This is a genomic window from Bacillus sp. 05T31, from assembly GCF_056396725.1.
On sequence record NZ_JBFTMA010000069.1, the window covers coordinates 1 to 12,504 of the forward strand.

The window sequence follows — 12,504 nt, forward strand, 5'->3', positions numbered from 1 at the left end:
ATTCACTTAGTTCTTTCTGTTTCTTACGTAACAGGAGTTCTCTCATTTTAAACATAGTAGAAGAACATAATAGGATACTAATGAGTTGTCCATAAAGGTGGCATTCTAATCGCTCTTGTTTAATAGATTTACAACGATGAATTCGAAACCAAGATTTCCATATTTTAAATAACAGTTCAATTTGCCAACGCAGTGAATATAWATCATAGATTTTCTCTTTCGGTACCCATTCCGTAGGAATGTTTGTCATATATACCGTAATTCCTTGTAAAAGTTTCRTACGMTCTGTATATGTAATCCCTTTTTTCTTTTCACGAATAGCTCGATCATGTAGACGTTTCTGTTTTTGCKCCTCTGTACATCTATAAACCACAATGCGAGTGGGTAGTTTGTCTTTGCTCCCTACATATACATCWTGTAATTCATAYACTTGGCCAGGTTGTAATTGGTTCATGATGTCTTCCAAATGAATTTGTATATATACCGGTCTCAATTGAGCAGGTTTTGTTTTAAATACCACTGTTTCGAATTCTTTTCTATATATTTTAGTTGGYAATTTAAGACGYGATAAATAATACCCTTCCTTATCTTGGATCGATTTAAAGTCTTGTAAACGAAAATACCCTAAGTCACGAATATATAGTTCATTCTTTTGTGTCATGTCCATTCGAGTCGCCCCATATGCCTGATCACTTCGTTTTCCTGGTTCAATTTTCACATCAGAAAACTCTCCACTCAACAAGTCATACTCTAATTGAATTTTYACACCAGCTGTATGACTACAGCCTCCGGCACCAGGATAAGTAGCTGCGAATCGATCTGGAACTTGAAAGGTTGTAGAATCAAGGATGCRAATCCGCTCAAAGTAAGCAGAAAGAGAATGAGAAATTGYAGATGATCCTCCAATTTTAGCTTGTAGAAGTGTAGTAAATACATTTCGAAAGAAGGCTACAGAAGCCGAGTTAAATCGTCGATTMAGTCCCTCAGGACTTAATAAAATTCCTGTTGAAGTTTCTAATTGACTACAAAGTTGAGTAAGAGARGTTGTAGCGATTTGTTGATTTAACCATACACACAAAGATAAAAAATGGTGCCCATGGCACTTACGTTTKCGTTTCATTCCRCCTGCTTCTATAGCTAATTGATTMAGTGTAGCGGGAGACATATAKCGATATAACTCTTCGGCAAATAAAGACAACTCTTGTTTTTGATGCATATTCATAAAAAGCACGTCACCCTTTCTCATTAACATAAGAGAATAGTAACGTGCTTTTAACTTCAAGAATAGTCTAAATCCTTAAGTTGATGGATGTGTTTTGGGGCAACTAGTTTCATTAGCTTGATGGGCATAGGGTGACTTGTTTTCTTAACTTGATGGCGATGTGGCGGTACCCCGCTAAGAGCATGCAAGATTTTATACAGTTTTTCGGCTAATCCAATAACAAACGAGAACCCTAAAAYCGCGCTAGGATAGGAATGTATAAAAAAATGCATAGAATTATAGAAAAAGAAAAAGGCGAATCCCTTGTGAGAATAAGATTTCGCCTTTTTCCTTGCTACCAATAATAGGACGTTATGTTAACTAGATGTGTATGAGATATACAATCAAACAAAGTTATTTTCCATTTTCATTCTTATTTTGAAATAGATGCACAATCAAAAGTCCACCAACAAATAAGATTGGAAATCCTACGACTATATATAATCCGTTTTTTGGTATTCCTAATATAATTGCAAGATAACTAAAAGAAAAAGCCCATAATGCTAAAATTATGATTTCTAACATCTTCTTTTTCATTAAAAGTTAAGCACCCCAAATCCCCTTAAAAAAGTTGTATTCRGAATATTGTAACAAAATMAAAAAAAGACCCTACAAGAGGGTCTTTCATCAGCTAATATTAAGCTTTTTGAACATTAGTAGCTTGTGGGCCACGTTGTCCTTKTTCTACTTCAAACGTTACACTTTGTCCTTCGTCTAAAGATTTGWAACCGTCGATTTGGATAGCTGAGAAATGTACGAATACGTCTTCTCCACCTTSACGCTCGATGAATCCAAAACCTTTGTCTGCATTAAACCATTTTACTTTACCTTGTTCCATAATTGTTGCCTCCTAGTGTGGATACCCACACATATGTTACTACCCTTGCTCAAATACCTTAGACGAAAAACAAAATTTATTCTTAATCTCAAACCGAACAAAAATAGGTCTTTMTTAAATTAACATAYTTTCTAAAAAAYAGCAARTTTCAAAAAYAAGTCCTTATGGTAATTAGCCACTAATAGTGGTTRCTGGAGAAAAAGTYACTATGATAGTCATCACAGCAAGAAGTTGCCAAAGGATCTCGACAATATCATTGATTTGATTTTTTTCAGACATTCAACAACTGATAAAATTAGCTATTTTCGAGTTAAATTTTACTTCTGATAACGATAATTATATAAATAAGCTGTCCATATGGGCAGCTTATTGTATTTTTTGTTTAGCACGGGGATTTTTCCAATAGTTTTTTAGCAGAAGCAGCTAGCTCCAACTATGATTAATAAAATAAATAATACAACTAATAAAGCAAATCCTCCAGCGAAGCCACAGCCGCCACAACTACCACCAAATCCCATAACAGTTCCTCCTTTAGATAGGAGGGGGAAAACAAAGGTTCACTCATGTGTTTTAACGGATTCAATTTACTTTATGCATTTATGAATGGAGCAGGTCCTTTTGAAAATAAAGAAAAGACACCTTATAAGGTGTCTTCCTTCGATTTGAAACATTTTAAGTTTAATAATATACGGTCTCGCCACTGACCCATTAGGCTGGAATTTTATAGTGTTTCTGAACAAAATTTTGTGCTAATTTTGAATTCTTAAGTTGATGGGGATCCTTTTATGTTTTATCATTTTTAAAAAAATCCTTCATTATCTTAGCGCCTTTAATATTCACCGTCACAGCTTCTACTTTATCTTTCTTCTCATCTTTAGCAATCGTAATTTGTTCCTTATTATCAACCCACACAAGAAACTCTTCTTTTGAGTCATTTTTATATGTAACGGTTATAGTAGAATGCGCAGATTGTTTCTTTTTTTGATCTAGTGTGATTGTTTTCGGTGTTCCGTTTTGGACTGCTGAAGCGATTGATTGTATCATTTCCTCGTTATCTGTTTGAGATTTGGAGCTAGTATTACTTGTTGTTCTAAGCATCTCAATGTTGGTAATGTCTGCAGAGTTTAATTGAATGGCATTTTTCGTATTTTCTTGCTTAGTTGTTGGAGTATTATTTGTAGTAGAAGTGCTTGTACAGCCTATTAAAGTGAAAGATAGAGCGGTTAGAGCGCATATAGATATGATTTTTTTCATAGTATCCCTCCTTACGTTTAATTATAACAATTTTCTGTTAATTCAGGTAGTTATTGTAAGGGATAATATGAGATGTTTTAAAGTGGAAAATTACGCTGTTCATTCTCTATCAAAATCAAAATTTAGATAATTTTTTCATATTTTATGTTTAACATTTGGAAAATGGGTGTACTACATATAATATAACAAATAATTCATTTTAGAGGAGGAAGTTAAAGATGGAAACGAAGTATAGTAAACCTTTTGTATATGAATTTATTACGGAGAAAGAGGTCATGAATGCAGCGAATGATCTAGTAAAGAAAGGAATCGACCAAAAAGATATTTACGTATTAACACATGAGAAAGAAAGGACAGATAGAATCGCAGACAATGCAGACGTGAATACAATTGGGATAAAAGAGGAGGGACTTGGGACAAGTATTATTAACGTCTTTCAAAAAACGGGAGATCAGTTAAGAAATAAGATGCAAGAGTTAGGACTTAATGAGGAAGAAGCTAACTTTTATGAAAAAAAGCTGGATGAAGGAAAAATCTTGTTATTCGTTAAGGATTTAGAAAGAGTCGGTGAATGGTTACAAGAAAGAAGATGCACGTATTCTATTTAAATTTGTATCCTTTAAATCTATAAATCTATTACGAAAAGGAGATGGGAAATATGAGTGAGAGCGGGCTAAAAGAGCAAATAACGGGTAAAGTTGAAAAGAAAAAAGACAAATAAAAGAAGGAATTGGTGAAATTACAGAAGATAGAGAGTTGAAAAATGAAGGGAAGTGGGAGAAGACGAAGGGAACTGTAAAAGAAAAAGTCGGAAAAGTGAAACAAAAGATAAGTGATGGATTGGATAACAAAGAATAATACATGTTTATCAAGCTTTGGTTAAACGCCAAAGCTTGATAAATCCATTATAAAAATATATAGGAGGTCTAATTGTGGGACTTATTATTACGTGTATTGTAGGTGGACTTATTGGTGCGTTAGCTGGAATGATTACGGGAAAAGACTTTCCTTTAGGTATAGTTGGTAATGTTATTGCCGGATTAATCGGATCTTGGGTAGGTAGTGCGTTATTTGGTCACTGGGGCCCTGAATGGGGAGGCATCTTTATTCTTCCAGCTTTATTAGGTGCAATCGTCTTTATTTTAATCGTTACATTCTTTTCTAGAATGCTACGGAAAGCATAAGTATTATAATGAATAGTAATCTTAAGTTTATTATACGTAGCTATAAAGTTAATAAACTGATAAAAATACATAAAAAAGCATCCAATTAAAATAATTTGGATGCTTTTTTAATGTATTTTACATAGGAATCAGTGAGGATGGCCCCACTGATTGAGATTACATATTAAGCCATCGTTACCTTTTTACAATTATTTATTCTTACGACCTGCCTTGGTTCTATATGAGATAAGTCGTCGCTATTACCTATATCAACTACAATTGTATTCGTTAGTATGTTAATAATGGAACCAATTAATTTTGTAGCATGATCGTGTCGATAAGAAAATTGAACAAAATCTCCCTTTTTAAAGTTGTGCTCTTCCATAGATAGATCCCCCTAAAAATAATGTTTATACATTATACATACACAAATTTATAAAGTTTAAACATTTGGTAGTATTTTTTTTAGTGTTAAGCTGAGAAAGGTGTAGAAAATTTATTTATAATTAAAATGAAAAAATATGTTTAAAACTAATTTTTATGGGTAATTAAATAGTAGTAGTTTGAGATAAGGGGGCGGAAATGATGAATTTGGCAATTCAGATTTTGCAAAATGATTTAGGTTATACGGTACAACTTAATGGTGAGATTGATGCGTATACGGCATCAGATTTAAAAAATAAGATAATGCCTATTGCAAGCGAGAAAGAGGTTTATATTGTAGTAGATTTTACTAAGGTAGAATATATGGATAGTACAGGGTTAGGTGTTTTTATAGCTCTATTAAAAGCAATTAAGAAAAATGATGGAAAACTAGAGTTTATTGGTGTATCTAAAAGACTAAAAAGATTATTTGATATTACAGGGTTAACAGAAATATTAAATTTGAATTCCGATTTTGAAAAAGTAGAAAGAAGGTGACTAGGGATGATGGAGAAATTTGAAAAGATAGAAATGAAAATTCCTGCAAAAGCAGAATATGTGGCTATTATTCGCTTAACAATGGCTGGTGTTGCGAATCGAATGGGCTTTGCTTATGACGATATAGAAGATATGAAAATTGCTATTAGTGAAGCATGTACAAACATTGTACAACATGCATATAAAGAAGACGTTGGAGAAATTACAATTGTCTTTGGTCTATATGAAGATCGATTAGAAATTATGGTTGCGGATAATGGGGTTAGCTTTAATTTTAGTACCTTAAAAAGTAAAGTTGGTCCGTATGATATTAATAAACCAGTAGAACATTTGCCGGAAAATGGTTTAGGTTTATATTTAATAAATACGTTAATGGATGATATACAAATTATGCATGATGAGGGCATGACAGTTTTAATGACAAAATATATACAAAGAGAGCAGGTGGAGAATGATGGAAATCCAATCTCAACCTACAAATCTTACTAAAGAAGATGTTATTAAACTAATTGCAGAATTCCAACAAAACCAATGTGATGAAGCACAGGAAAGGTTGGTTAATCACTATAAAAATCTCGTATATTCCATTGCATACCGCTATTCAAAAGGTGGGCCGATGCATGAGGATATTATACAAGTAGGGATGTTAGGGCTCTTAGGCGCAATAAGAAGGTATGATTATTCGATAGGGAATGCTTTTGAACCGTTTGCAATACCTACGATAGTAGGGGAAATAAAGAAGTATTTACGTGATAAAACTTGGGGCGTTCATGTTCCAAGGCGAATTAAAGACTTGGGCGGGAAAATTAAACTTGCGATAGAGGAACTAACAGATCACCTGCAACGTTCACCGAAGATTATAGAGATTGCGGATCATTTAGGACTATCCGAAGAGGAAGTTTTAGAAATTATGGATGCTAAAAATAATTATCAAGTATCTTCTTTAGATGATGTAGTTGAAAATTCATCTGATGGAAGTTCGGTAGCGAGAATTGAATCTGTAGGTGAAGTAGAGCAAGGATATGAACAGACAGAAAGACGTCTCGTTTTAGATGATATTTTTAACGTATTAAATGATACGGAAAAGAGTGTTATTCATTATATATTTGGAGAAAATTTAAATCAAAAGGATACAGGGGAACGGTTAGGTATTTCACAAATGCACGTTTCTCGTATTAAAAGACAAGCGATAAGTAAATTGAAGCAAGCGGCGTTTTTAGATACATAAAAATTTTAAATAATTATGTTTAAAACATGAGAAAAGGGGTAGTTATTAAGTATAGGAGGAGATATTAAAATGTCACACGATGTGAAAGWACTAATCGAAGGATTGAATGAAGATTTAGCAGGAGAATACTCGGCAATTATAATGTATAACCATAATGCAGCTACAGTTTCTGGTATATATAGACAAGTGTTAAAACCTTTCTTTGAATCTGAAATTAGTGATGAACAAGGACATGCCCTATATTTAGCGGAGAAAATTAAGACGCTAGGTGGTACACCTACTACTATCCCTTTACCGGTGAAGCAAGTAGAAGATGTTCGAGAAATGTTAGAATACGCTAGACAATCAGAATATGAAACAATTAAGCGTTATGAAACGAGAAAAGAACAGGCAGCGAAATTAAATATGACAGAGTTAGTTGTAAAGTTAGAAAATATGATCGCAGATGAAACAAATCATATGGAAGAATTAGATCGCCTTTTAAATGACAAAGCAATGGTGTTAAATTAAAAGTGGAAATTTACCCCACTTTAATGGGCAGTAAGACCCCCACCTCAAAATGCAGCGAAAGCAAAGAAGTTAGGTGGGGGATCAACTGCCCATAAAAGYCCGATTGGTTCAACTAATAATCAGTGGGGGATGAAGAAAACCCCCACTGATTAAAGTTTCACTTTATGAGAACGATTTCATCTCATTATTATAACAAGATTATTTTTATATACATAACGTTTTGCTCATACATACCTTTTCATAACTAAAAACCCTGCTAGTTATACACTGGCAAGGTTTTTTCACATTTACTCTGTTCGTTTTTTTGTCCACGTTTCAATTACTTCACCAGTATCATTAACATCTAGTACTAAACTACCATTACTATACCGGTCTTTATTTCGAAACGCTTTCGGATCAATTTCTTCTACAATGTGTTTCTCTGTCTTCATGTAAACTAATTCATCATCTCGAACAATTTCAATACCAACAATGCGGTACGGATTACGTTTTAACTCTTTAAAAATTACAAGGCCTCGCTTCGCCCTTGTTGATTTCTCAATTTCCGATGCCTTTATACGTTTCACAGCACCTCGCTGCGTAACGAGAATAAGTTGATCTTTTTCACCATTTAACGGTTTACCAGAAGCAACATAGTCATCTTCTTTTAAATTAATTGCTTTCACACCAGCTGCTCTGACGCCAACTGGACTTACTTCTTCTTCATTGAATACAAGTGCATATGCACCATGTGTTGCAAGAACAATATCACTTGTCCCATCTGTCGCAAATATATCAACAACTTCATCATCTTTTTTCAAGTTTACAGCAACGAATGCCCGTGAATAACGCTGCACTTTATATTGGTTTAATTCTGTTTTCTTAATCATACCGTTTCGTGTAACAAATACGATAAATCGTTTTTCTTCTTCAAAATTCGGTACGACTGTTGCCCAAATTAACGATTCATCTCGCTCGAGTGAAACAAGATTCGCAACGTGTTGACCTAAATCTTTCCAACGAATTTCTGGCATTTCATACACAGGAAGATAAATATAATTTCCTTTGTTCGTAAATAAAAGAACGGTTTCTGTCGTGTTTGTATCGAAACGCTCAAGTAAGATGTCACCCTCTTTCATACCGAAGTATTTCCCGTTCGATGCATTATGCGAACGCCAACCTGTTCGTTTCACATAGCCTTCTTTCGTTACAGTAACGATGACATCTTCTTGCGGAATCATAACTTCCACATCGATTTTAATTTCTTCAATTTCCTCTTCAATTATCGCACGGCGATTATCACTATATGTTTTTTTTACTCTCTTCAAATCTGTTTTAATAACTTGAAAAAGTCTTTTTTCACTTTGTAAAATTGACTGTAACTCTATAATTTTCTTACTAAGTTCCGCTGCTTCTTGCTCTAGCGCTGTAATATCTGTATTTGTTAAACGATATAATTGCAGTGAAACAATTGCTTCTGACTGCGCCTCTGTAAATCCAAATTTCGCACTTAAATTATCTTTCGCATTACGCTTATCTTTAGACCCACGGATCGTTTCAATCACTTCATCTAAAATTGATAATGCTTTCTTTAAACCTTCTACAATATGCTGACGATTTTCTGCTTTTCTTAATTCATATTGTGAGCGTCTTGTAACAACTTCTTTCTGATGTCCAATATATGCATCCAAAATCTTAGGTAATGTCATAAGTGTCGGACGACGATTATTTATCGCTACCATATTAAAGTTGTATGGAATTTGCAAATCTGTATTTTTATATAAATAATTTAAAATACCTTCAGCATTCGCTTCTTTTTTTAATTCTACAACGATACGAAGACCTGTACGATCTGTCTCATCACGTACTTCAGCAATTCCATCTAGCTTTTTATCTATACGTAATTCATCCATTTTCTTAACAAGATTCGCTTTATTTACTTCGTACGGAATTTCTGTAATAACGATTTGTTGCTTCCCGCCACGAATCGTTTCAACCTCTGCTTTTCCGCGAATAATAATTTTACCTTTACCTGTTTCATACGCTTTTTTAATGCCATCTATCCCTTGTATAATACCACCTGTAGGGAAATCTGGTCCTTTAATAACTGTTAACAAGTCCTCCACAGAACTATTCGGTTGATCGATACGCATAATTGTAGCATCAATTACTTCTCCAAGATGATGCGGTGGGATTTCTGTTGCATAACCAGCGGAAATCCCTGTAGATCCGTTCACTAATAAGTTCGGGAACATTGCCGGTAATACAATAGGYTCTTCACTCGTATCATCAAAGTTTGACACGAATTCTACTGTTTCTTTATCAAGATCACGTAATAACTCAGATGCGATTGGTGATAAACGTGCTTCCGTATAACGCATTGCCGCTGCTGGATCCCCATCAACACTACCGTTATTTCCGTGCATTTCAACTAAAACATTACGTACTTTCCAAGTTTGACTTAAACGGACCATCGCCTCATATACAGAGGAATCACCATGTGGATGATAATTACCGATAACATTACCTACTGTTTTAGCTGATTTACGAAACGCTTTATCATGTACGTTCCCTTCTACATACATAGAATATAAAATACGTCTTTGTACCGGTTTTAAACCGTCACGCGCATCTGGAAGCGCGCGGTCTTGAATAATATATTTACTATAACGTGCAAAGCGGTCACCTAACACGTCTTCAAGCGGGAGGTCATGAAACTTCTCTGCCTGCATGTTATTCCACCTCCGTCTCCATAATCATTTCATTTTCTAAAATATTTCCTTCTTCTTGCATACCAAATTGTACATTACGCTCAATCCATTTACGGCGAGGTTCTACTTTATCCCCCATCAATGTCGTAACTCGGCGCTCAGCTCTTGATGCATCGTCAATTTTCACACGGATTAACGTACGTGTTTCAGGGTTCATCGTTGTTTCCCATAATTGATCGGCATTCATTTCGCCAAGTCCTTTATAGCGCTGCAACATGTAGCCTTTACCGACCTTTTTCGTTACACCACCTAATTCTTCATCAGACCATGCATATTCAATTACTTCACTTTTCCCTTTTCCTTTACTTACTTTATATAAAGGTGGAAGTGCGATAAATACTTTACCAGCTTCAATAAGTGGTTTCATATAACGGTAGAAGAACGTCAGTAGTAACACTTGAATATGTGCTCCATCCGTATCTGCATCGGTCATAATAACAACTTTATCGTAGTTAATATCTTCAACAGCGAACTCATTCCCTACGCCRCCGCCAATTGCGTAAATAATCGTATTGATCTCTTCRTTCTTAAAAATATCAGCAAGCTTTGCTTTTTCCGTGTTAATTACTTTACCACGTAATGGTAGTACCGCTTGGAAACGACGATCTCGCCCTTGCTTTGCTGAACCACCAGCCGAGTCACCCTCTACTAAATACAATTCGTTTTTCTGAGGATTACGTGATTGTGCAGGTGTTAACTTCCCGCTTAAAGTACCTTCTGATTTTTTCTTCTTCTTACCAGTACGCGCTTCTTCTCTCGCTTTACGAGCAGCCTCACGTGCTTGTGCTGCTTTAATTGCCTTTCTCACMAGAAGTGTAGCTACATCCGGGTTTTCTTCTAAAAAGTAAGCTAAATGCTCAGATACAATTGCATCAATTGAAGAACGAGCTTCACTTGTACCTAGTTTCCCTTTCGTTTGTCCTTCAAACTGGAGTACGTCTTCTGGTACACGTACAGAAACAATCGAAGCTAATCCTTCTCGAATATCTGTACCCTCTAAATTTTTGTCTTTTTCTTTTAATAAAGAAACTTTACGAGCATACTCATTGAACACACGTGTCATTGCTGTTTTAAATCCAGCTTCGTGTGTACCACCGTCTTTTGTACGTACATTATTTACAAACGAAAGAATGTTTTCTGAGTAACCATCATTAAACTGAAACGCTAACTCTGCTTCAATTCCATTTTGCTCACCCGAGAAATATACAACTGGATGAATCGAATCTTTCTCTTCGTTTAAGTATGAAACGAAAGCCTCAATTCCTGTTTCATAATGAAACACATCTTCTAAATCATTACGTTCATCTTTTATCGAGATTTTCATTCCTTTTAATAAGAATGCAGATTCACGTAATCTCTCACATAATGTTTCATAGTTGTAATTCGTTGTGCTGAAAATAGTTGTATCTGGTTTAAAGTGCATCGTTGTACCAGACTCTTTCGTTTTCCCGATTTTCTCTAACGTCGTTGCAGGAATACCACCATTTTCAAAGCGTTGTTCATAAATGCTACCATCACGCTTAATCGTTACTACTAGCCATTCTGACAAGGCATTTACAACTGATGCCCCAACACCGTGTAAACCACCACTCGTTTTATAACCTCCTTGGCCAAACTTACCACCAGCATGAAGTACAGTTAAAATAACTTCAGGTGTCGGTTTTCCAAGCTTGTGCATTCCCGTAGGCATTCCTCGCCCTTTATCAATWACGCTAATACTATTATCTTTATGTATTACGACAGAAATTTCGTCGCCAAATCCCGCTAATGCTTCATCAACGGAGTTATCTACTATTTCATATACTAAATGATGCAATCCACGGCTATCCGTACTCCCGATATACATACCCGGGCGTTTTCGAACGGCTTCAAGTCCTTCTAACACTTGAATTGCATCTTCATTGTATTGGAACTGATGCTTCGCCAAACTCCTTGCCCCTTTCCTAATCAAATCAGAACATATGTTTCTATTATAGAATAACGCCTCGACTATAGTTTTGGCAAGTTATCTTATCTCTTTTATATACCATTTTCAATAGAAAAATCCTTGTTTTTTTCACAAGGATTCCTCTAGGCTACTATTTCAGAAAAATAATCGTTTGTCAACGAGAAATGGATATGTATTCCAACATTATACATTCCATACCTTTATCATGATCCAAATGATCAATATCCAAAACGGGATAACAAGTAACAATCCCCAAAAACAGCCTTTAAAAAATCTCATGATGAACACCTCGTTCATCGGCCCTACTTATGTATATAGTGAGGGCTGAATCAATCTTTCTATCTTTAAAATCTATACTATTTTGTCATCGCATGCTCTACTTTAATACAACGATCCATTATTACAGTATAGCCTTTTTCTTGTAAAATTTTATATGTATCTTCATCTTGTACTCCTAATTGTGCCCAGAAAACATCTGCATCAATCTCTACAAACTCTTTCGCAACGTCCTTTAAAAATTCTGAGCGACGAAATACATTTACAATATCAACATGTTCTTTAATATCCGTCAGTGAAGAAACCGCCTTTTCTCCGAGTACTTCATCTACTGTTGGATTTACTGGTATAATAC

At 35.0% G+C, this 12,504-nt stretch carries 15 protein-coding genes and 1 pseudogene; 7 read left to right on the forward strand and 9 right to left on the reverse strand.

Features of this window, described 5'->3' with window-relative positions:
* From AC1DJR_RS07005 to AC1DJR_RS07025, 5 genes are all read right to left on the reverse strand, one after another.
* On the reverse strand, nt 1-1,222 hold a 1,222-nt coding region (locus tag AC1DJR_RS07005; protein ID WP_477002281.1), incomplete at its 3' end, for an IS4-like element ISBce2 family transposase.
* A gap of 393 nt (nt 1,223-1,615) precedes the next feature.
* A complete protein-coding gene (locus AC1DJR_RS07010) occupies nt 1,616-1,798 on the reverse strand; it encodes a hypothetical protein (RefSeq protein ID WP_033714597.1) in 183 nt (60 codons plus the stop codon).
* 100 nt (nt 1,799-1,898) lie between these two features.
* Nucleotides 1,899-2,099 carry a cold-shock protein gene (locus tag AC1DJR_RS07015; RefSeq protein ID WP_477002282.1) on the reverse strand — a complete coding sequence of 67 codons (201 nt, stop codon included), beginning with the start codon at nt 2,097-2,099 and terminating at the stop codon, nt 1,899-1,901.
* 410 nt (nt 2,100-2,509) lie between these two features.
* Nucleotides 2,510-2,617: a YjcZ family sporulation protein gene (locus AC1DJR_RS07020; RefSeq protein ID WP_000505671.1), complete on the reverse strand. Its 108-nt coding sequence runs from the start codon at nt 2,615-2,617 to the stop codon at nt 2,510-2,512.
* Between the two features lie 265 nt (nt 2,618-2,882).
* Nucleotides 2,883-3,353, reverse strand: coding sequence for a hypothetical protein (locus tag AC1DJR_RS07025; RefSeq protein WP_241875464.1), 471 nt, complete (start codon nt 3,351-3,353; stop codon nt 2,883-2,885).
* A gap of 218 nt (nt 3,354-3,571) precedes the next feature.
* On the opposite strand from AC1DJR_RS07025, the gene AC1DJR_RS07030 reads away from it, so the two are divergent.
* The 3 genes and pseudogenes from AC1DJR_RS07030 (at nt 3,572) to AC1DJR_RS07040 (ending at nt 4,537) form a co-directional block, all read left to right on the forward strand.
* Entirely contained in the window at nt 3,572-3,961 is a 390-nt protein-coding gene (locus AC1DJR_RS07030) for a YflT domain-containing protein (RefSeq protein ID WP_241875465.1), read from the forward strand.
* 50 nt (nt 3,962-4,011) lie between these two features.
* A pseudogene (locus AC1DJR_RS07035) lies at nt 4,012-4,211 on the forward strand (CsbD family protein).
* A 74-nt stretch (nt 4,212-4,285) separates the two neighbouring features.
* Entirely contained in the window at nt 4,286-4,537 is a 252-nt protein-coding gene (locus AC1DJR_RS07040; RefSeq protein ID WP_000522902.1) for a GlsB/YeaQ/YmgE family stress response membrane protein, read from the forward strand.
* A gap of 163 nt (nt 4,538-4,700) precedes the next feature.
* Here AC1DJR_RS07040 and AC1DJR_RS07045 read toward each other — a convergent pair whose 3' ends face one another.
* Nucleotides 4,701-4,901: a methyltransferase gene (locus tag AC1DJR_RS07045; protein ID WP_131246846.1), complete on the reverse strand. Its 201-nt coding sequence runs from the start codon at nt 4,899-4,901 to the stop codon at nt 4,701-4,703.
* 197 nt (nt 4,902-5,098) lie between these two features.
* Here AC1DJR_RS07045 and AC1DJR_RS07050 point away from each other — a divergent pair, with 197 nt between their 5' ends.
* The 4 genes from AC1DJR_RS07050 (at nt 5,099) to AC1DJR_RS07065 (ending at nt 7,175) form a co-directional block, all read left to right on the forward strand.
* On the forward strand, nt 5,099-5,437 hold the full coding sequence (locus AC1DJR_RS07050; RefSeq protein WP_241875467.1) for an STAS domain-containing protein: 339 nt from the start codon (nt 5,099-5,101) through the stop codon (nt 5,435-5,437).
* 6 nt (nt 5,438-5,443) lie between these two features.
* Nucleotides 5,444-5,926, forward strand: coding sequence for an anti-sigma B factor RsbW (rsbW, locus tag AC1DJR_RS07055; protein ID WP_002011068.1), 483 nt, complete (start codon nt 5,444-5,446; stop codon nt 5,924-5,926).
* Nucleotides 5,889-6,665, forward strand: coding sequence for an RNA polymerase sigma factor SigB (gene sigB / locus AC1DJR_RS07060; protein ID WP_002166217.1), 777 nt, complete (start codon nt 5,889-5,891; stop codon nt 6,663-6,665). The genes rsbW and sigB overlap by 38 nt, the downstream gene beginning before the upstream one ends.
* Before the next feature lie 69 nt (nt 6,666-6,734).
* Nucleotides 6,735-7,175: a ferritin-like domain-containing protein gene (locus tag AC1DJR_RS07065; protein ID WP_477002283.1), complete on the forward strand. Its 441-nt coding sequence runs from the start codon at nt 6,735-6,737 to the stop codon at nt 7,173-7,175.
* Between the two features lie 287 nt (nt 7,176-7,462).
* Here AC1DJR_RS07065 and parC read toward each other — a convergent pair whose 3' ends face one another.
* From parC to AC1DJR_RS07080, 3 genes are all read right to left on the reverse strand, one after another.
* On the reverse strand, nt 7,463-9,886 hold the full coding sequence (gene parC, locus AC1DJR_RS07070) for a DNA topoisomerase IV subunit A (RefSeq protein ID WP_002014315.1): 2,424 nt from the start codon (nt 9,884-9,886) through the stop codon (nt 7,463-7,465).
* Nucleotide 9,887: 1 nt separating this feature from the next.
* Nucleotides 9,888-11,852 (reverse strand): DNA topoisomerase IV subunit B, encoded by a 1,965-nt coding sequence (parE, locus tag AC1DJR_RS07075; protein ID WP_085312101.1) that lies wholly within the window; start codon nt 11,850-11,852, stop codon nt 9,888-9,890.
* Nucleotides 11,853-12,229: 377 nt separating this feature from the next.
* A partial coding sequence (locus AC1DJR_RS07080; protein ID WP_477002284.1) for a CoA-binding protein occupies nt 12,230-12,504 on the reverse strand: 275 nt, incomplete at its 5' end.